The 18,312-nt window shown below is 36.9% G+C and carries 22 protein-coding genes and 1 other RNA gene; 7 read left to right on the top strand and 16 right to left on the bottom strand.

The window, feature by feature from the left end; translation table 11 throughout:
- Positions 1-3: 3 nt before the first annotated feature.
- From CDZ89_RS03395 to CDZ89_RS03340, 12 genes are all read right to left on the bottom strand, one after another.
- Positions 4-1,677 carry a SulP family inorganic anion transporter gene (locus tag CDZ89_RS03395; RefSeq protein ID WP_096156709.1) on the bottom strand — a complete coding sequence of 558 codons (1,674 nt, stop codon included), beginning with the start codon at positions 1,675-1,677 and terminating at the stop codon, positions 4-6.
- Positions 1,678-1,821: 144 nt separating this feature from the next.
- A complete protein-coding gene (locus CDZ89_RS03390) occupies positions 1,822-2,049 on the bottom strand; it encodes a sulfurtransferase TusA family protein (protein WP_096156708.1) in 228 nt (75 codons plus the stop codon).
- A gap of 415 nt (positions 2,050-2,464) precedes the next feature.
- Positions 2,465-3,607, bottom strand: a complete 1,143-nt coding sequence (locus CDZ89_RS03385) for an MBL fold metallo-hydrolase (RefSeq protein ID WP_096156707.1) — start codon at positions 3,605-3,607, stop codon at positions 2,465-2,467.
- A 17-nt stretch (positions 3,608-3,624) separates the two neighbouring features.
- The gene (locus tag CDZ89_RS03380) at positions 3,625-3,858 is read right to left on the bottom strand and encodes a glutaredoxin family protein (protein WP_096156706.1); all 234 of its coding nucleotides are present in this window, start codon (positions 3,856-3,858) and stop codon (positions 3,625-3,627) included.
- Positions 3,859-4,011: 153 nt separating this feature from the next.
- Complete coding sequence (locus CDZ89_RS03375; protein WP_096156705.1) at positions 4,012-5,139, bottom strand: MBL fold metallo-hydrolase; 1,128 nt, start codon at positions 5,137-5,139, stop codon at positions 4,012-4,014.
- A gap of 49 nt (positions 5,140-5,188) precedes the next feature.
- Entirely contained in the window at positions 5,189-5,740 is a 552-nt protein-coding gene (locus CDZ89_RS03370) for a sulfurtransferase TusA family protein (protein ID WP_406564871.1), read from the bottom strand.
- Positions 5,741-5,860: 120 nt separating this feature from the next.
- Entirely contained in the window at positions 5,861-6,166 is a 306-nt protein-coding gene (locus CDZ89_RS03365; protein ID WP_096156703.1) for a rhodanese-like domain-containing protein, read from the bottom strand.
- Positions 6,167-6,280: 114 nt separating this feature from the next.
- A complete protein-coding gene (locus CDZ89_RS03360; protein ID WP_096156702.1) occupies positions 6,281-6,643 on the bottom strand; it encodes a rhodanese-like domain-containing protein in 363 nt (120 codons plus the stop codon).
- Positions 6,644-6,656: 13 nt separating this feature from the next.
- Positions 6,657-7,139, bottom strand: a complete 483-nt coding sequence (locus tag CDZ89_RS03355) for a DsrE/DsrF/DrsH-like family protein (RefSeq protein WP_096156701.1) — start codon at positions 7,137-7,139, stop codon at positions 6,657-6,659.
- 17 nt (positions 7,140-7,156) lie between these two features.
- A complete protein-coding gene (locus tag CDZ89_RS03350; protein ID WP_096156700.1) occupies positions 7,157-7,384 on the bottom strand; it encodes a sulfurtransferase TusA family protein in 228 nt (75 codons plus the stop codon).
- Positions 7,385-7,637: 253 nt separating this feature from the next.
- A complete protein-coding gene (locus tag CDZ89_RS03345) occupies positions 7,638-7,898 on the bottom strand; it encodes a metal-sensitive transcriptional regulator (protein ID WP_096156699.1) in 261 nt (86 codons plus the stop codon).
- A 574-nt stretch (positions 7,899-8,472) separates the two neighbouring features.
- Complete coding sequence (locus CDZ89_RS03340) at positions 8,473-9,528, bottom strand: polysaccharide deacetylase family protein (RefSeq protein ID WP_100333273.1); 1,056 nt, start codon at positions 9,526-9,528, stop codon at positions 8,473-8,475.
- 168 nt (positions 9,529-9,696) lie between these two features.
- Here CDZ89_RS03340 and CDZ89_RS03335 point away from each other — a divergent pair, with 168 nt between their 5' ends.
- Positions 9,697-10,053: a PilZ domain-containing protein gene (locus tag CDZ89_RS03335; RefSeq protein ID WP_096156697.1), complete on the top strand. Its 357-nt coding sequence runs from the start codon at positions 9,697-9,699 to the stop codon at positions 10,051-10,053.
- Between the two features lie 73 nt (positions 10,054-10,126).
- On the opposite strand, the gene CDZ89_RS03330 is transcribed toward CDZ89_RS03335, so the two are convergent.
- Positions 10,127-11,122: a DUF3231 family protein gene (locus CDZ89_RS03330; protein ID WP_100333272.1), complete on the bottom strand. Its 996-nt coding sequence runs from the start codon at positions 11,120-11,122 to the stop codon at positions 10,127-10,129.
- 232 nt (positions 11,123-11,354) lie between these two features.
- Here CDZ89_RS03330 and CDZ89_RS19875 point away from each other — a divergent pair, with 232 nt between their 5' ends.
- On the top strand, positions 11,355-11,507 hold the full coding sequence (locus CDZ89_RS19875; RefSeq protein WP_198508226.1) for a hypothetical protein: 153 nt from the start codon (positions 11,355-11,357) through the stop codon (positions 11,505-11,507).
- Positions 11,508-11,616: 109 nt separating this feature from the next.
- Here the strand turns inward: CDZ89_RS19875 and CDZ89_RS03325 are convergent, their stop codons facing one another.
- Positions 11,617-12,249 (bottom strand): LysE family transporter, encoded by a 633-nt coding sequence (locus CDZ89_RS03325; RefSeq protein ID WP_096156695.1) that lies wholly within the window; start codon positions 12,247-12,249, stop codon positions 11,617-11,619.
- Positions 12,250-12,635: 386 nt separating this feature from the next.
- On the opposite strand from CDZ89_RS03325, the gene CDZ89_RS03320 reads away from it, so the two are divergent.
- From CDZ89_RS03320 to CDZ89_RS03305, 4 genes are all read left to right on the top strand, one after another.
- Positions 12,636-13,064, top strand: coding sequence for a hypothetical protein (locus CDZ89_RS03320; RefSeq protein ID WP_100333271.1), 429 nt, complete (start codon positions 12,636-12,638; stop codon positions 13,062-13,064).
- A gap of 193 nt (positions 13,065-13,257) precedes the next feature.
- A complete protein-coding gene (locus CDZ89_RS03315) occupies positions 13,258-14,442 on the top strand; it encodes an MFS transporter (RefSeq protein WP_096157069.1) in 1,185 nt (394 codons plus the stop codon).
- A gap of 24 nt (positions 14,443-14,466) precedes the next feature.
- A complete protein-coding gene (locus CDZ89_RS03310; RefSeq protein ID WP_096156693.1) occupies positions 14,467-15,831 on the top strand; it encodes an amino acid permease in 1,365 nt (454 codons plus the stop codon).
- Between the two features lie 130 nt (positions 15,832-15,961).
- Positions 15,962-16,369: an LAGLIDADG family homing endonuclease gene (locus CDZ89_RS03305; protein ID WP_100333270.1), complete on the top strand. Its 408-nt coding sequence runs from the start codon at positions 15,962-15,964 to the stop codon at positions 16,367-16,369.
- Positions 16,370-16,711: 342 nt separating this feature from the next.
- Here CDZ89_RS03305 and ssrA read toward each other — a convergent pair.
- Positions 16,712-17,053: a transfer-messenger RNA gene (gene ssrA, locus CDZ89_RS03300) on the bottom strand.
- Positions 17,054-17,434: 381 nt separating this feature from the next.
- The gene (gene smpB, locus CDZ89_RS03295; RefSeq protein WP_096156691.1) at positions 17,435-17,902 is read right to left on the bottom strand and encodes an SsrA-binding protein SmpB; all 468 of its coding nucleotides are present in this window, start codon (positions 17,900-17,902) and stop codon (positions 17,435-17,437) included.
- Positions 17,903-18,129: 227 nt separating this feature from the next.
- Here smpB and CDZ89_RS19870 point away from each other — a divergent pair, with 227 nt between their 5' ends.
- Positions 18,130-18,297, top strand: a complete 168-nt coding sequence (locus CDZ89_RS19870; RefSeq protein ID WP_198508225.1) for a hypothetical protein — start codon at positions 18,130-18,132, stop codon at positions 18,295-18,297.
- Positions 18,298-18,312 lie beyond the last annotated feature (15 nt).

Genomic DNA, 18,312 nt, shown 5'->3' with positions numbered 1-18,312 from the left:
TGATTACACCTCTTTTCTTTCAATGGCATTTACTGCATGATCAATGGATAAGAACTCATATTTACCTTGATACTTTTCATCCCAATGAGCTTTTTGAAGCACATCTCGTACTGGCCCTTTCACGCTTGCTAATAAGAAGGTTACGCCAGCTTTATCATAAGAATCAATAATTTCCTCTAAAGCATGTATGGCAACTGCATCTATAGAGTTAACACCACTAAAGTCTAAAACAACCCATTTTATTTTTGGTTGGTCGCCGATTCGTTGAATTAACTTATCTTCTAAATAGGACATGTTTGCAAAGTATAGGGAAGCGTCTACACGATACAGTAAAACATTTTCATTTATTTTAGCATCCGGATAGCGAATGATATTACGGTACACATTTTCTTTCTCTAATAAACCTATTTCTGCGACATGTGGGTAGGCACTTCTTCCAATGAAAAGGATTAATGAGAAGGCAATTCCTACTAAGATTCCTTCCTCGATTCCAAGAATTAATGTTCCAGCAAAAGTAATCACCCACGTCCAACCGTCTAACGCGCGAACTTGGAATAAGTGTTTCGCTTCTTTGAAATCAATTAAGCTGTATACAGCGACCATAATAATTGCTGCTAATACTGAGTTTGGCAGGAAGTAGAATAAGTCCGTGAAAAATAACAATGTTAATACGATTAGTGCCGCACTAATGATACTAGCTAATGGTGTTCTTGCACCTGATTGGTAATTTACTGCGGATCTTGAGAATCCACCTGTTACAGGGTAAGCAGAGAAGAAAGAACCAGCAACGTTTGCTAATCCTAAACCAATAAGCTCTTTATTTGGAACTACTTTATATTTTTCTTTTGCAGCTATCGCTTTTGCCATCGCGATCGATTCCATAAAACCAATTAAAGAAATGGTGATTGCGATTGGTAATAATGCAATTACTGATTCTAAACTAAACATAGGTAAGGAGAATGTAGGTAATCCACTTGGTACTTCTCCAACAATCTTTACTCCAACTCTTTCTAATTGAAAGAAGTAGACAACTAATATAGTCGATACGACTACAACTAGTGGGGCTGGGATTTTTGGCATTACTTTTTTGAACAATACTAAAGTAATGATACTTAAAATACCTATTGCAAAAGTTGTTGGATTAATTTCTGCTACTCTAGTTATAGCTTCAAACAAAATTTTGAACACATCTTTATCAGCCTCTAGCTTCACACCTAATAGATGCTTTAATTGACTAAGACCAATAATGATAGCGGCAGCTGAAGTAAATGCACTAATAACAGCATGTGAGATAAAATTAACTAAAAATCCAAGCTTAAGTACTCCCATTAAAAATTGTATAAGTCCAATCATCAACATGAGTAGCAGTACGAGTGAAATATACTCTTGTGATCCTGGTTCAGCTAAGAGGGAAACTCCAGATAATACTAATAAAGACACCATCGCGACTGGACCTACAGCAAGCTGACGAGACGTCCCGAATAGTGCGTATATGATTAGCGGTATAGTAGATGCGTATAGCCCGATTACTGGTGGTAAGCCAGCTAACATCGCATAGGCCATCCCTTGTGGAATTAACATAATCGCAACAATTAATCCCGCTTGCATATCTCCTGATAGGTCGCCTTTTTTATAATTTGGTATCCATTCAAAGGCTGGAATCCACTTTTTCAACATTGTGCACACTCTCCTTTCTTAGTGAAAAACAACAATTAATTTGTAACCAGTAAAAGGGAACCAGCTTTGGCCCCCTTAAACATTTATTTTGGTTGGAACAATGCTTACATTCTGTTTTTGAGTATGGCGTTGTATTGCTGCCTATTAACCCTTTTTGATCCAGAATGTAAACACGTCACCATTTTCTTCATGATTTAATAATTCGTGTCCACCAGCTTTTGCCCAAGCAGTTAAGTCGTTCTTTGCACCTTTATCAGTTGTTAAGATTTCTAATACTTGACCTGATTCTAATTCGTTCATAGCCTTTTTTGTTCTAACGATTGGCATTGGACATGCTAATCCTTTTGCGTCTAATACTTTATCTGCGTTCATTTTAAATTCCTCCAGTAGTTTAATATTTTGTTTCTTTTCTAAAAGATTGTTGTTTTAAGGAGATAAATCTAATCCGTTCCTTTCCGCTGCAGGAACCTGTTTTCCGCGGGTTGTCTAGTTCCAGGCGCTTGCTCCATACAAAACTTCCCTCTCCTCCAGTCGATAAGTCAACATCGGTTTACTCCTCTCGTCGTAAACCGTGTTTCCTTTATCTCGCTGCGGAGCGGTCCAGTTTTGATGGAGCAGACCGAGCGCCTTGCAAATTTCGATGAGCGACGTGAGCCTCCTGTGTTCCGCCTGCGGAGTCTCACGCTTCGCTCTATGTCCCGCAGGAGTAAGGTTCCTTCCGCTCCAATCCACTCATGGTTAATAAAGAAATTGGAAAGCAATAAACTTAGAAATATTACCTATTTTTTTATTCTGTGTGGTGAACCGCACAACGATTCGGTCCGATTTCTAATTCTTGCATTTTGACTTGATCAGCTTGCTCGACACCGCGGTTAATCGCTACTATTTCTTCGAAGTTAGGTGGTTTTACAGAGCTTGCTGATTTTTCTACGTTGTTTAAAAATTCTTCTTTTGGTGTTGTAAACATTTTCTCGTTACGAGTACGGATGCTCCCTAAAGTATCCCCTATAAACCCTTTATCATTTAACTCACTGTTTAAGTCAGCATAGTGACCTGGTAAAACAATTACGTCATCCGCTATTTCTGCTACTTTCGTATGCACTGTATCATAAAGGTCATTTGCCCATTCTCTCACTTTATTTCCTAAATCTGGGCGACCTAATCCACTTACAAAAATGGTATCTCCTGAGAATAGTAATTTGTTATTTACGAAAAATGATACACTTCCTGGTGTGTGACCTGGTGTTTTTACAGCTAAAACTTCTAGTGTCACTTTGTTAAATTCGATTTTCTCGAAATTTTCAAGTGCATTGAAGTCAAAAACGGCACCTTCGCTCTTCATTAAATAATAGTTTGCATCCGTTTGCTCTGCTAATAACTTGCCACCTGAAATGTGGTCAGCATGTAAATGTGAATCTACGATATGAGTGATTTTTGCATTGTGGGCTGCTGCCGCTTCTGTGTACTCACTTAAGAAGCGGGATGGATCCACGATTAACGCTTCATCGTCAGATACTACCATGTAAGATAAACATCCTTTACCTACACGAATAAATTGATATACTTCAATATTATCGTCTGCATATACTTTTGCTTTATGCAAATGTTCGCTCCATGCTTTCATTCCATCTTCTGAAGTAGATACACGGTCAAAGCCTGCTTCGGCTAATTGTTCTGCTACAAATACGGCCGACCCACCTTTTGCACAAATAACTACTACTTCTTTATCTTTCGGGATTTTGTCAGCTATTGGCTCAATACCGTCGATCAATTCGAAATATGGTACGTTTAAGTATTCGAAGTTTTCTCCTTCTACTTTCCAGTCTTGAAAGTCTGTTTCGTTACGAACGTCTAAAATGAAGGTGTTTTCTTTGTTTAATACTTTTTCTGTTAATTCTTTAGCTGTAATTAACTTTGCTGTTGTTGTCATTTTTTGGCCTCCTTAGCTTATCTATTTAAAGCTTCTACGATTCCGTTTGGGTCGAAGCCTAGGATCCATTTTCCGTTTACGTTTGTTTGAGGTACTCCCATTTGACCAGTTTCGTTTACTAGTTGTTGCATTAAGTGAGGATTGTTTTCTACATTGACTTCTTCAAATGGAATATTTTTATCAATTAAGAAATTTTTTAACATAACACAATATGGACAACGGTTAGTTGTATAAGTTGTAATTTTATTCATGGAGTATTCCTCCTAAAAGTTGAAATAAGTTTTGTTATTTCCATGTACCCATAGGGGTATAAAAATAAGTAAAAAAATATAATGTACTGAAGGGGTGGTGTTCCTACTGGAGTAAATTCCCCAGCAGGAACTCTTCCCTACTATAAATAGTTATTATCCATGTACCGCACAACGGTTTGGACCAACTTCCATGTCACGTTGCTCATCATCAGATGGGTTAATTTTACCCATGTTTGTTTCACGAATTTCCACGTAAGCATTTGGCTGTGGTGGTAAGTTTTCAGAAACTAATTTACGGAATTCTTCTTCGTCTTCAATGTTTAGACCTGCATTGTTTTCGAATAAATCACCTAAGCGTGCTGCTACTAATCCACCTTCACCTACTTCAGACATGTTTCCGAAGTGAGCAGGTAAAACGACTAAATCATAAGATAACTCTTTGTAACGTGTATATAACGTTTCACGTAAATCTGCAACCCAATCTTGTGCTTTCCCAGCTAAGTCAGGACGACCGATTGACTCTACGAAAAGAATATCACCAGTTAATAAATATTGGTTATCTACTACGAAAGAAGTACTTCCAATTGTATGACCAGGAGAGTAAATAGCTTGTACTTGAACTTTCGTGTCTCCAACCGTAATTTCAACACCGTCTTCTAATTTTTCATATGCAAACGTAACCTCTTCTGCATCTTTTGGTGGTAACCAATAAGTTGCATTTGTAGCTTCACGGATTTTACGTCCACCAGAAATGTGATCCGCATGTAAATGTGTATCTGCTACGTGAACAATTTTTAACCCTTTTTCTTCAACGAAGCTAATATACTGGTCTACCATACGAGTAGAGTCAATAATCATTGCTTCACCTTTTGATTCTACAAGGTACGATAAGCAACCTTTACCGATTCGTACGAATTGGTATAATGTACCGCCATCTTTTAGGTCTGCCACTTTTACAGGCTCTAAATACTCACTCCAAGCCTTCATACCACCTTGTAAGTAAGAAACATTTTTCACTCCTGCTTCTACTAACATCTCACCAACAAAAATAGAGGAACCTTCTTTCGCACATACTACTAAAACATTTTCAGTTGGAATGTCAGTTAAAAACGCTTCTACACCATCCATTAAATCAAAGTAAGGAATATTTTTATGTTCAACTGTCGATCCTTCGATTTTCCAGTTAGTGAAATCCTCTGTATTACGTACATCTAAAATAAATAATGGCTCATTGTTTAAGATTTTTTTCGTTACATCTTTTGAATTCATTGCGTTTAACATGGTTGATATACCCCCTGTAGTATGTTTTGAGTTAAAAAAATTTATAAGATTAAGCTGTTGGTCCTTCCCACTTGCTCATACCAGGAACAACATTAAATACGTTTGTAAAACCTTTTTCTGATAGTGTTTTTGCTGCTAAGTCACTGCGAGTTCCTGTACGACATACTATATAGATCATCGCATCTTTGTTCACTGTGTTTGCTAATTCTTCTAATTCACCTAATGGCATCGATAAAGCACCTGGAATATGACCAAAAGCGAATTCAGCTGGTTCACGTACGTCAATTACCACTACATCTTCGTTTAATTTCGCTTCTAATTCTTCATTGTTTACAACGTGTGGATATGTTTGCTCTTGCTTTTCTTCCTCAGCAGTTGCTTTGCGAATATAATGCTTTAATACATCGCCTTCTTCTGTTGTACCTAAATATTGGTGACCAATTCTGTCAGCCCAAGCTTTTATATCCGCTTTAGATCCTTTATCGGTTGCAACTACTTCTAATACTTCTCCTGCATTAATTGTATCAATTGCTTTTTTTGTTTTTACGATCGGCATTGGACAAGCCATACCTTTAGCATCTAACGTTAAGTTTACTTTCATTATGAATACATCCCCTTACTTGTATAGGTATATTTTTCTGAAAAAAATATAGTTTAATAACCAAAACTAAAATCATATTAGCATTCTATATATAGTACACTTTTACCTAAAGACTAACAGCTAATAACTAACCACTACATCGCCTTCCCAGTCTAACATTCCACCAACCATGTTCGTTACGTTAAAACCTTGTGAAGTTAAGAACATTGTTGCTTGACCACTACGTGCACCAGAACGACATACGATAATGTGCTCTTCTGATTTATTAATGTCTTGTGTACGGAATTCGATTAAGCTTAAAGGAATGTTAACAGCTCCAGGAATTTTACCTTGTGCTACTTCTTCTGCTTCACGAACATCAATAATAGAAACTGTCGCACCGTTTGCTAATTTTTGTTCTAATTCTTTTGCTGAAATTTGCTTCATAAGAACTTTCCCTCCTATGTGATCAATCACGCTGACACAACGTGTACTCATTTGAAAATAGTCGTTAGTAGTTAGGGTTTGCCTAATAACTAATTACTAACGACTAACCACTAATCACAATCTCCAGGCGCTCATGCCGCCTTTTACGTTTGTTACTTTAGAGAATCCTTGCTTTTTTAATAGTTTAGCCGCTGAAGTACTACGCATGCCACTTTGGCACATTACTACTACTTCTTTGTCTTTTGCCAGTTTGTTCACATCTGTTTTTAAGTTCGCTAATGGCATATTTTTAAACTCTTTTATATGGTTTGCTTTATACTCCATGGAAGTACGAACATCAATAAACTGTTTGTTTTTGTCTTTTAATTCGTCTTTTAACTGAGTTGTTGTAATTTGACGAACTCCAGGTGTGGGTAAAAATTTTGTTACTAAAAAATATATGACTAGACCGATAATTAAATATTGAATGATATCCAATTACAACACACCCTTAGATGAATAAATTAACATTACCTTCCGAAGCGTCAGCTAAATATGCTCCAACTCCTGCATATTCAATTCCGTCTAACATTTCCTCATGCTTTAATCCTAATAAATCAACACTCATTTGACAAGCAACAATCTTAATATCTTGTTCTCTAGCCATTTCAATTAGGCTTGGTAATGATTGAACGTTATGTTTTTTCATTATACCTTTAATCATCTTAGGACCTATACCAGCCATGTTCATGTTAGAAAGTGCTAAGCGATCTGCGCCACGAGGCATCATTTTTGCAAACATTTTTTCGATGAAGTTTTTACTTACTGGTACTAATTCTTCTTTACGTAATGCATTTAATCCCCAGAAAGTGTGAAAAATAGTTACTTCATGGTCATATGCAGCTGCACCATTTGCAATAATGTAAGCTGCCATTACTTTATCATAATCACCTGAAAATAATACGATTGTTGTTTTTTTCGTTTCTACTGTCATTATTAATTTCCCCCTTATTATCCTTTTTTAATATAAAATGTGAATACGTCTTGATCTTCTTTGCTATCTAAAAGTTCGTGTCCAACTGTTTTTGTCCAAGCTGTTAGATCTGTTTTTGCACCTTTATCCGTTGTAATTACTTCTAGTACTTCACCAGATGCAAGATCGTTTAAAGCCTTTTTTGTTTTTACTAATGGCATTGGGCAAGCCATACCTTTTACATCTAATACTTTGTTTGCATTCATTATCTGTTACCTCCTGAAATATTTTGTATATATTACTTATACCGCTATGGGTATGCTGAAAACTAAAAATAAAAAGGTAATTCCGAAATGCTCGTTCATTGTTTCGGTTAATATACCCCTATAGGTATATTAACAAGTCTGTTAGCTGTTGTCAACAATCTTTTTTTGGAAGAATGTCTGAAGTAAATCGGTTACTGTCATTACCAATACCCCTACAGGTATACTAACATGTATAAAAAATAGTGTCAATACTTTATCTACTCTTAATTAGTAGGTCCACTGCTTCTTTTACTAGCTGGCTTGTTTCTTCGCCGCTTAATGTTTGTTCGCGTACACATTGTTCCAAGTTGGTACTAACGACTACACCGATTACTCGGTCGATGGCGGTTTTTGCTGCATTTAGCTGAGCTATTACGTCTCGGCAATCTTTCTCTTGTTCCATCATATGCAACACTCCGCGAATTTGGCCTTCAGCTCTTTTCAAACGGTTTTTTACGTTTGCTTCATACTGCATATATGTCACCTCCGTGTGTTCAGACTAGGTTTTGTTCCTAGTTTGTTTTGTGTTTTGCTGTTGTTCATGTGATAATCATATACCCCTATAGGTATTTTGTCAACACTTATAGAAATATTTTTTCTCTGTCTTTAAAAACATATCACGACTATATGAATAAGTATGTATTTCTAATTGTTGATGATAGCACGAGGCGCTCGCTATCGTGCCTACTGAAAAGGTTGACTTTATCAGTAGGCATGACCTGTCCCCCTTGGTTTCTTGACAATAACATTAGAATCGCCGTTAAAATGGACGTTTCGCTGATATAACATTGTTTTCGCCGATAAACTAAAAGCCTCCGCCGATTGGACTTCTGTTTTCGCCGATAAAACTCTTATTTTCGCCGATAGAATCCCAATTTCCGCTGATAAAACCAGAATTTCCGCCGATAAAATTTCTTATTATCACTCTTTTACCAATTTTTCCTGTAACTCCGACTAGTCTTTAATTACTTTATAAGTAATTTACATAAAATGATCACTTTTTTTGCAAATGATCTTTATAGACTGCTAATAAAGTACATTATCCTACCTCATTGTGACAACAACGTTTGTATTGTAACAAACTTGTAGCCTCGGGCTGTTAGTTCGTCGATGATTCTCGGGAGTGCTTCTAGTGATCCGTCTAGTAGGCGAGAGTTAGATTGGAAGTTGTGTTGTAAAATGATACCCCCTGGTGTAATGTCGCGGTGCACAGTTCTCAGTATTTCATCAGCTGATGCACCGCTCCAATCCACTGTGTCTACGGACCACATAATATTTTTCATGCCGAGTTCGTTTAGAACTACCACATCTGCTTTCGTCAATGATCCATAAGGTGGGCGGAATATATCTGGTCGCCGTCCAACTACTCTTGCCATTGTTTCTTGGGTTGTGTTTACTTGTGCTCGTACATTTGAACTCCATTGATTTCTTAAATTTGGATGTGTTTGGCTATGGTTGGCAATTCCGTGGCCTTCTTCAACAATTCTCTTCATTATTTGAGGAAATGCATCGACTTTCCTACCAACTACAAAAAAAGTGGCTGGAACTCCTTTTTCCTTTAATACATCTAGCATACGTGGAGTGTAATAATCGTCTGGTCCGTCATCGAATGTTAAGGCAACAAGTTTTTCAGACGTGTTTGTTCTATTAATATGGTTTCGTTTTACCGTCATATTGGATGAAATATACGTTCTATTTAATATGGTGTCATAGCGGGCCGTCATGCCTAGCTTTCGTGTTACATCTATTAAAGGCACGAATGGCTCTCCTAAAAATTCAACCGTATCCACTGGTAATGGATAGCGTCTCCATATTCCGCCTATGTAATCATCAGAATGTTTTTTTTCAACAGGGAGAGCAAAAAGGGTGGAACCGTTGCGAAAAACAACGGAACGGTACTCGGGATCCCAGTCAACATATGCTCCGGTATGTTTGATAAATAGGGCAGGAACAAGAAGGTGTCCGTCCCGCATAATATATTTAGTTGTGATAGACTGTCCATCTATGTAGATTGGGGCTTCAGGAAGTCTTGATTCATTTGCATGAGTCGAAACCCCTCCACCGAAAAGTAGGATGACTAATAGAATAAGTAATTTATTTTTCATTCTGATATCTCCTTCAGTAATTGTGAACAAAAATATCTTCTTTTAAATATTTATAGGTAAAGTAGCATATTCGTTGTTGTCAGGACCGATAGGAGTCGTTAAAGTCTATAGTATAGAAACCACATCTTAGACTTCCATAAAACAAGTTCTTTTTTTGGAGTGAGAAAAATGAAATTTAAACGTAATGAAGCATTTCGCTATGAATTTGGTGTGCCACTGCCTGCAACTTTTCATATTAGTAAAGTAAACAATAAGCCCATTGAATCTTCAAATGGCGATGCAAAAATACATGATATTAGTCCTGGTGGGATGAAAATGGAAGCTTCTTTGTATCTTCCAGCTAACCAGCAAGTTGAGCTTACTGTTAACGTAAATATTGAAGAGATTCAGCTTACATTAGTTGGCGAGATTATGTGGCAAAAAAATCAAATGAACAAATATTATTACGGCATTGAACTGATTACCGAAGACTATGAAGATACAATCATTGATGCACTAAAGAAATATCAAAAAGCTCATAAATAGTGGTTAGTGACTAGTGGTTAGCTGCTAGCTTTTATCAGGCTTTGGCTAACCACTGATCACTAACCTCTAATCGCTACTTCTTTGCAAGCTTGTTTCGATCCGGAAATGTTGGTGGTTGTTCTAGCCAGTGGAATTTGATCATTAATTCGACTCCATTCTTCGTGAATGAAGCAACATCTTGAGAAACTTTGGCGTAAGCTACTTGAAGGTCTGTTCTTAAACTTGCAGCAGATGAAGTAGAATAAATATTTAATCCTACCTCGCTCAACATCGCGATATAAAATAACATGAGTCTGTCCGAAAAAGGAGCAACGGTTGATGAAGTAACTTCCGCATCCCATGTTGACGGTGCTTGAACATCTGATTCCATCAAAAAATCCGAACATATCGCCATAATTTCTTTCGTTATCTCTTTTCCTTTTACCATATGTTTCACTACATCTTTATTTTCGGCCACTTGACTAAATCCAGTACATAGCATTAGTCCTATTAAATTGTAGTTATTGTTCATTACTAGATGGGCCACTTCCATTACATTTAGTGGCCTTTTTCCGAAAAGTGTCCCTCCTAAATATCCACTCCCCTTAACAAACTCGACTTCAGGTGGATACAAATAAGGTGGCCTCACATATAACCCCCTTTTTAATAAGAGGATTGTCGTCGTTTCATATGTTTCATAGCATTCATCTAGACGAGCTTTAAAAAGTTTCAATAAATCGACTCGTGATAACAAACTTAGTGATGTACTGTCTTTAATAAGTCCAATTTTCGCTAAACCCATTTTATAAAATAGGACAAACTCGTCTGAAAACAAACGAGGAGCTTCTAGATTCACATCACTATCACTAAATGCTACTGGAACTGGCATGTTATCTTGTTTCATCACATGTACTAGTTTTTCAATGAATAATTCTTCCTTCTTTAAACATTCCTTTAATAAAATGTTCGTTTCACAATCATCCACCGTACGTATAAAATATTTTAAAAAACAGGTTGTCATCGTGGCTTCTTGGTAAGCAGCCCAAATGACTCCTATTTCGGAAGAAGTTAATCTAGGTAAAGTATTCAACGTATTCCCTCCTTTTATCTAACTTTAGTATTTTCGTTCTTGTCCATAAATATGATGAATTTTATTTGTGAATTTATTCACAAATTTGATTGGTAGGAAATCTTAAAGATATACCTATATAGGTATATAAACTGAATTTTATTTGTGAGGCTTTACCTATTACAAAGAAGATTCGTACTCGTTGGCGGATTTGCTGGTCGAACAACAGCTGCAGCACGCTTAAGAAGATAGGATGAAACATCCAATAGGTGAATGCGATTATTTTGGTGGGGGACAAGAAGTAATGAATGATAAGAACAAAGCAGCTACTTTAGGGTGGGCTGCTTTGTTTTTTATTTTGCAGGACTCTTTTAAAGACTATTTTCTTCGTTTTATTTTTCCTTAAAATATTTTTAAAGACCACTTTCAAATGTTTTATTCCTTAAGTTGTCCATATAAAATTTTTTAAGACCACTTTTTAATGTTCTTTTCCTCGAATTGTCCATAAAAGTTTTTTAACCAAATAGCGCTCTTAACCCTTGATATCCGAAGTAAACTCCGAAACCTAATAGAGAGATTCCGGAAAGAACAGAAATTACCTTTAAGCTTGTACTTGTTAAATATTTTCGAAACCCTGAAGTTAACCCTGCGACAAATATATCCCATAACGTTAACCCGATAAAAATCATACAACTATAAAGGAGCAACTGGCTAGTCCCACTTGTTTGCGCAGTTTTAGCCAAAATGGAGCCATAGATACCAAGCCAAAATAAAATAGATAATGGACTAGAAATAGACATAATAAAGCCAGTGAGAAAACATTTGAGTAACGACTCTTTTTTTCTAATTGCCGTTATAGTAATGGAATTAACGCCTAGAATACTTTCCATACCTGAATAAATAAGAATAAACCCGCCAAACAACCAAAGAAATACTTGCACGAACGGAATATCTAAAAAATGCACCATCCCCATGTAGACAATTAACATGAAAATAGCATCAGCGACCATCGAACCTGCACCAACAATCCAAGCGTGCCAAAAACCATTTTTAATACCCTTATCCAACCGGGCAGAGTTAACTGGACCAATCGGAGCTGCCAAGGACAAACCTAAAAATATGTAACTAACTAATATACTTACACTCAACCTTCATCACCTCTACAAATCGATAACTTGTACATTCTATGTAGAGAAACGAAAATTTAAGACTTCTTTTTTAACTTAAATACCTAATCCCATCTTTTGGAAGATTCCCAATATGAATAAAAAGTGCTAATCTATACAAATTATAAAGGTTGAAAGAAGTAAACTTGTATATAATGTGGCGCAAATTTCTGGCGACCATCTTTCTTTTTTTAGCAGTAATGGTCTTGATTGGCTCTCTCACGACCATCTTAAGCTCTTTTTTTAGCAGGAACGGTCTTGATTGGCTCTCTCAAGTCCATTATGACCTTTTTTGCAAGGCAATCTGGTCTAGATTAGTTATCGAATTGTCAACAACATGAATTATAGAGATAGTCGAGGTGATTTTCTTGGCAAGCAAAGAAGAAAATGTCGCAACAGATGATGCCGTCCTACAAATGCTATTAACATTAGCTGACGAAGACGGATTTGAAGTCGGAATCACAGTAAATATAAAAGGAGCCATCGTTTCTGGTATCCTGATCGGTCCGTCCACTTATTACGACGGCGTTCTTAAATCAGTAGATGAAATCGAAGACCGCACAATGTCTAACATATTAACGAAAAAATTCGGCGACTTAAGAGATGCCTACAAAAAATCAAAAGAAGAAACAAAAGACAAAAAAGATGATAGTGATACAACCGCTACATTTATTCATTTAAAAGATGCCACATATATCGGTGCCGATGGTCCTGGACAACTTATGCCTAAAGGTCCAACTACATGGTGGAGAGGTAGAATTGAATCCATTGACGCTATTTCTTTTCAATTAATTTAATACTAAAACCAAAACCACCTGTTATGCCTTAACCGTCAGGTGGTTTTATAACAGGTGCTATTTTTTACTATCATAAAAAATCGTTGTAAAGAAACAATAAAATGGAGTTCGATTTATAGCTTTTTTTGGAGGGGTAGAGTTGGAAAACGCAAATGGAAACAACCAAAAGGTGGGTGCCTGGTGTGTCGTAAGTATGGCTTCCATACCTCTCGTCATGACACTAGGAAATTCGATGTTAATACCTGTACTCCCTATTTTCGAAAAGAAGGTTGGAATCTCATCTTTTCAAACGAGCATGATTATTACAAGTTATTCCGTTGCTTCCATCTTTCTCATTCCAATTGCAGGTTACTTATCAGACAGGTTTGGAAGAAAAGTAATTATCCTTCCCAGCTTAATAATTGCATTATTAGGTGGGCTAATTTCTGGATTTGCTTCCTGGAAATTAGAGGATCCTTTTATGTGGATTATTATCGGTCGTGTTCTCCAAGGAGTAGGGGCCGCTGGTGCAACACCAATTATCCTACCATTGGTTGGAGATTTATATAAAGACGATGATGAAAAAACAAGTTCTTGTCTCGGTATTATAGAAACATCCAATACGTTCGGGAAAGTGCTCAGTCCGATATTAGGTTCCTTATTTGCAGCAATATTATGGTTTTTGCCCTTTTTCTCTATTTCTTTCTTTAGTTTAATATCCATTCTTCTTGTTTTCTTTTTTATAAAAGTGCCAAAGAAAAAGGAGGACCCTCTTGTTTTAAAAGATTTTATCGTCAAAACAAAAGAAACTTTTAAGAAAGAAGGGAAATGGCTTTATACAACTTTTATTGTTGGGGCATTCGCTATGCTAGTCCTATTTGGAGTGTTATTTTATTTATCCGATATTCTGGAGAAAACCCATAATCTAGATGGAATTAAAAAGGGTTTTGTACTGGCTATTCCCCTATTCACTTTATGCATCGCTTCCTTTATCACTGGTCGAAAAATAAAAGGCGATGTAGATACGATGAAAAAGATTGTTCTCATTTCTTTAGCGTTAATTGCTATTAGTGTTGTATTTGTCGGTATCACGACAAAAATGCTTGTTCTTCTTTTAGCTATTTCTAGCTTGCTCGGAATCGGTATTGGAGCTATTTTGCCATGTTTGGATGCATTAATCACTGAAAATATTGAGAAAGACGAACGTGGTACCATTTCTTCTTTTTATAGTTCATCCAGGTTTATTGGGGTAGCTGCTGGTCCACCAATCATGTCAGTTGTGATGAAAAGTTACTTAACTGTTAGTTTTATTGCAGCGGCGGTACTTGCGATTATAATTGGAATTCTTGTATGGAAATTTGTAAAACATGTAAAGCCACCAAAAGTCGCACTTTGGTAAATTATTTTAGTTAAGGAGATCGTTATGACGAAGAATAGTAGTAGTACAACTCCACAACAAAATAATGAGGCAACGATGAAATGGTGGCAACTTTCTCTAATTGGGATTGGTTGTACGATTGGAATAGGATTCTTTCTCGGTTCCGCCTTAGGTATTAAACATACTGGCCCTTCCATTATTATTTCTTTTATTGTTGCTGCAGCAGGAACCTATATTGTGTATAACCTGTTAGCAAAAATGACCGCAGAAGATCCACAGGAAGGTTCCTTTTGCTATTACGCCGATAAAGCGTTTGGCAAATGGGCTGGATTTAGCTGTGGTTGGAATTACTGGAGTGCCAACGTTTTAATTATGGGGAGTCAACTTACAGCGTTAGGTCTCCTTTCTCAATTTTGGTTTCCAGACGTTCCACTTTGGATTTTTGCTGCAGGATATGCCATTTTAGCTATTATTGTCGTGATGCTCGGAACAAAAGGTTTTGACAAGGTGGAGAACCTTTTAGCAATCATTAAATTATCCGCAATTGTTATGTTCATCGTCATTGCATTGGCTATTTATTTCGGTTGGATTAAAGGAGATGCGCCATTAAGAGTACCTAATTCGGTGAATGAATGGTTGCCAAAAGGTTGGAAAGGTCTTTGGTCTTCCCTTATTTATGCCTTTTACTCGTACGGTGGTATTGAAGTTATTGGGTTAATGGCTATCCGATTGAAAAACAAGGAGGATGCACCAAAGGCTGGAAAAATCATGTTGCTTGTTTTATTAATTGTGTATGTTCTTTCTTTAGGATTTGCCGTTACGTTAGCTGCTCATTCGGCTTTTAATGAAAAAGAAAGTCCATTCGTCACGGCACTTGCGAATTATGACTTGTCATTCTTCCCTCATGTGTTCAATGGAGCAATTATTATCGCTGGTTTCTCCACCATGACTGCAGCGTTATTCGGTGTAACTACTTTGTTAGTGACGTTAGCAGAAGATGGCGATGCGCCGAGTTTGTTTGCGAAGAAATTAGAAAAATTTAAGCAGCTGCCGTTGCCTTCAATCGGTCTTGGTGTCGCGGGGTTGCTTGCTTCTGTTATCGCAGCTCTTGTGTTACCCGGTAAAATTTTTGAATATATTACGACCGCTGCAGGGTTGTTGTTGTTGTATAACTGGTCATTTATTATCTTTTCTTCCTTAAAGATTTTAGATATTAAGTTGTGGAATAAACTATTAGCTTGGTCAGGTATTGTTATTATATTGATTGCAGTTAGTGGGACGTTGCTAAACAGTACGATTCGATTTGGATTTTTTATCAGTTTGGCTTTTGTTGTCATTATTGGTATTGTAACGTTAATTATGAATAAGAAGTGGAAGAAGCCTGGTGGGAAGAAGGTGAAGTATAGTTAGAATAAGGTGCATAATGCACTTTATTCTTTTTTTTGCTTATAAATATTTGATTGTTAATTTATTGAAAAGCTGTTGGTAACTTGTTAAATAATAAGTATGTGGTGTTTATAACTATAAGGAGGCCAAAATAATGGAGGTTTGGGAAGCTGCTTATGTTGCTGGAATTATTGATGGTGAAGGGTCCATAACGTTAAGTAGAATTCACGCTAATGAATTTCGTCGGCCTTGCATAACTATTGCCTCTACAGATTTAGAGCTACTTATATATCTGAAAGATTTAATTGGTGGTTCAATCTCCAAAAAGAAAAACTACAAACCACAAGTTCATAAAAACTCATATTCACTTAGTGTTAAAACGAAAAATGAAGTTTTTCAAACTCTTCGTGCTACATATCCATTTCTAAGAGTTAATTGTAAACGTAAAAGAGCTGAATGGATATTAAGTATGTACGATAAAGTAACTTTACGAAATGGTAAATACAACAAGGAACAATTAGAACAAAAGCTTGCTTTTGAATCTAGCTTTTTTGACCTTTAGGAAGTAAAAAAGACCAGTCAATTAGACTGGTCTTTACTCTTTTGGTATATGGAGACGGTGGGACGTGCTTTTCCATGCTTTCGTCATGGCACTGACTATATCTTGAACCTATTGTTTGAATAGGTCCTCTGGCGTATTATACGAAACATTATTTTTACCAAAGTCTTGGTAGCATTTCGCATCCTAGTATTACCACTGAATGGCAACCTATGAGTCGATACACGGCTGTTGGATTACTCCACATACCGCTCGGCATTGCCTTATCGCCACGATGTGCGACTTAGGTTTCACCGATAAAGCCAGATTTTCACTTATGTGTTACCACATAAGGCGACTAATTACTAATCGAACCCACGTCCAGAAACATCGCCACTTAAGCGTCTACGAGTGTAGTCAATATATTAGTATTTCGCTAACTCTTCAGCCTATTGACGGGCTTCCAAGCAGCTAGTCTGATTGTTCTCTTCTTTTGACCCCAGACGGAGATCGCAAGCGTAGCCCACTAAGAGTGAGTCCCTGATCCTACCACATGAGCGATGGAGGGAGGAACCGCATTAGACTGTTATTAAGCAGCTAAAGCGAAGTTGTTGTTTTGTTTGCCAGTTATATTGGCGTTGACGTTGATGACGAGGACGATCCCCCCGACTCGCAACCCAAGCTCGAACTATCCCTGTCGAATCCGTAACGTCCCCTCGGTTTGTCAAACGATAAGCGTCGGATCTCTTCGTCAGCTTCAGCTGATAACATCCTCATTTATGTCAAAATAAACTCCGGTGTTCTCATCTTCAGCTTCCTCGACCTCCTCGCTTCTCCTTTGCCAAAAATTCTAGAGTCAAATTTTAAATTGATCTAGAAGTGAGAGAATAACGGGATGATAATTCAAAACTAAATTTGCATTAGCTATTAAATTGTCAATGTGTCACTAATTATCAGCGACAAATTCATTATACCATACTCACAAAACATTTCAATTGTAAGTTTTTGTAAATCAATAGTTAGTGGTTAGTTATTAGTGGTTAGGTTTTTAGTTTTCCTAAAGCTAACGCCTAACAGCTAATAGCTAGATCACATCTTCTGACGATCACGGAATGCTCGTTCAATATCGCGTTTTGCTTCTTTTTGTTTTAGATCTTCACGTTTATCGTACTTTTTCTTTCCTTTACCAAGTCCTATTAACAACTTAGCAAAACCATTTTTCATATAAACTTTTAGTGGAACTAGCGTGTATCCTTCTTCTTTTGTCATTCCAATAAGTTTATTGATTTCGCGGCGATGAAGTAATAACTTACGAGTACGTAAAGGTTCGTGATTGTATCGGTTTCCTTGTTCATACGGGCTTATGTGCATGTTATGTATAAATACTTCCCCTTGTTGCACGCGGGCAAACGCATCTTTCATGTTTATGCGACCTGCACGTATCGATTTAATCTCTGTACCTTGAAGCACCATGCCTGTCTCAAATGTTTCTTCGATAAAATAATCATGGTACGCTTTTTTGTTTTGACTGACTGTTTTACCACTACCTTTTGGCATCTCTTTCCCCCCTTTTAGGTGTTAGTCGTTCGTTATTAGTTGTTAGGCTTTACGTTTTTGCTAGTAGGTGAAAACTAATGACGTAATGAACATTTTACCAAACTTCATTTTGTGCTACAAGAAGATTAGCTTGTAAATATATTTCGACATAGAATGCTCGTTTACTTTATTAATCATTTTTCATCCTTTATAATAGAAAGAAGTTAGCAAAAAGGAGTTCGAATAAAATGACTGAAAAGAAATTAAGTACAGTAGAAGCGGCGAAACAGCTTTTAGCAAACAAAAAGCAACAAGCAAGTGGGAAGAATGCGGTGAGTGGCAACACTTCTACAAAGAAGTTAGCTAGTCAGCAATCGAAGAAAACGAGTAACCAGCGTCGTAAAATGGGTGTTTAATAAGAAGGGAAAAGT

Origin of the sequence: Bacillus alkalisoli (assembly GCF_002797415.1) — a bacterium.
GTDB lineage: Bacteria > Bacillota > Bacilli > Bacillales > Bacillaceae_I > Bacillus_CD > Bacillus_CD alkalisoli.
Note: the sequence above shows the minus strand (reverse complement) of the source record. Positions and strands in the feature narration are given on the sequence as shown.

What these genes read in the sequence shown, in the direction of transcription:
- CDZ89_RS03395 (WP_096156709.1), bottom strand. Translation starts at nt 1,677, where the DNA reads ATGTTGAAAAAGTGGATTCCAGCCTTTGAATGGATACCAAATTATAAA.
- CDZ89_RS03390 (WP_096156708.1), bottom strand. Translation starts at nt 2,049, where the DNA reads ATGAACGCAGATAAAGTATTAGACGCAAAAGGATTAGCATGTCCAATG.
- CDZ89_RS03385 (WP_096156707.1), bottom strand. Translation starts at nt 3,607, where the DNA reads ATGACAACAACAGCAAAGTTAATTACAGCTAAAGAATTAACAGAAAAA.
- CDZ89_RS03380 (WP_096156706.1), bottom strand. Translation starts at nt 3,858, where the DNA reads ATGAATAAAATTACAACTTATACAACTAACCGTTGTCCATATTGTGTT.
- CDZ89_RS03375 (WP_096156705.1), bottom strand. Translation starts at nt 5,139, where the DNA reads ATGTTAAACGCAATGAATTCAAAAGATGTAACGAAAAAAATCTTAAAC.
- CDZ89_RS03370 (WP_406564871.1), bottom strand. Translation starts at nt 5,740, where the DNA reads ATGAAAGTAAACTTAACGTTAGATGCTAAAGGTATGGCTTGTCCAATG.
- CDZ89_RS03365 (WP_096156703.1), bottom strand. Translation starts at nt 6,166, where the DNA reads ATGAAGCAAATTTCAGCAAAAGAATTAGAACAAAAATTAGCAAACGGT.
- CDZ89_RS03355 (WP_096156701.1), bottom strand. Translation starts at nt 7,139, where the DNA reads ATGACAGTAGAAACGAAAAAAACAACAATCGTATTATTTTCAGGTGAT.
- CDZ89_RS03350 (WP_096156700.1), bottom strand. Translation starts at nt 7,384, where the DNA reads ATGAATGCAAACAAAGTATTAGATGTAAAAGGTATGGCTTGCCCAATG.
- CDZ89_RS03345 (WP_096156699.1), bottom strand. Translation starts at nt 7,898, where the DNA reads ATGCAGTATGAAGCAAACGTAAAAAACCGTTTGAAAAGAGCTGAAGGC.
- CDZ89_RS03340 (WP_100333273.1), bottom strand. Translation starts at nt 9,528, where the DNA reads ATGAAAAATAAATTACTTATTCTATTAGTCATCCTACTTTTCGGTGGA.
- CDZ89_RS03335 (WP_096156697.1), top strand. Translation starts at nt 9,697, where the DNA reads ATGAAATTTAAACGTAATGAAGCATTTCGCTATGAATTTGGTGTGCCA.
- CDZ89_RS19875 (WP_198508226.1), top strand. Translation starts at nt 11,355, where the DNA reads ATGAAACATCCAATAGGTGAATGCGATTATTTTGGTGGGGGACAAGAA.
- CDZ89_RS03315 (WP_096157069.1), top strand. Translation starts at nt 13,258, where the DNA reads ATGGCTTCCATACCTCTCGTCATGACACTAGGAAATTCGATGTTAATA.
- CDZ89_RS03310 (WP_096156693.1), top strand. Translation starts at nt 14,467, where the DNA reads ATGACGAAGAATAGTAGTAGTACAACTCCACAACAAAATAATGAGGCA.
- CDZ89_RS03305 (WP_100333270.1), top strand. Translation starts at nt 15,962, where the DNA reads ATGGAGGTTTGGGAAGCTGCTTATGTTGCTGGAATTATTGATGGTGAA.
- smpB (WP_096156691.1), bottom strand. Translation starts at nt 17,902, where the DNA reads ATGCCAAAAGGTAGTGGTAAAACAGTCAGTCAAAACAAAAAAGCGTAC.
- CDZ89_RS19870 (WP_198508225.1), top strand. Translation starts at nt 18,130, where the DNA reads ATGACTGAAAAGAAATTAAGTACAGTAGAAGCGGCGAAACAGCTTTTA.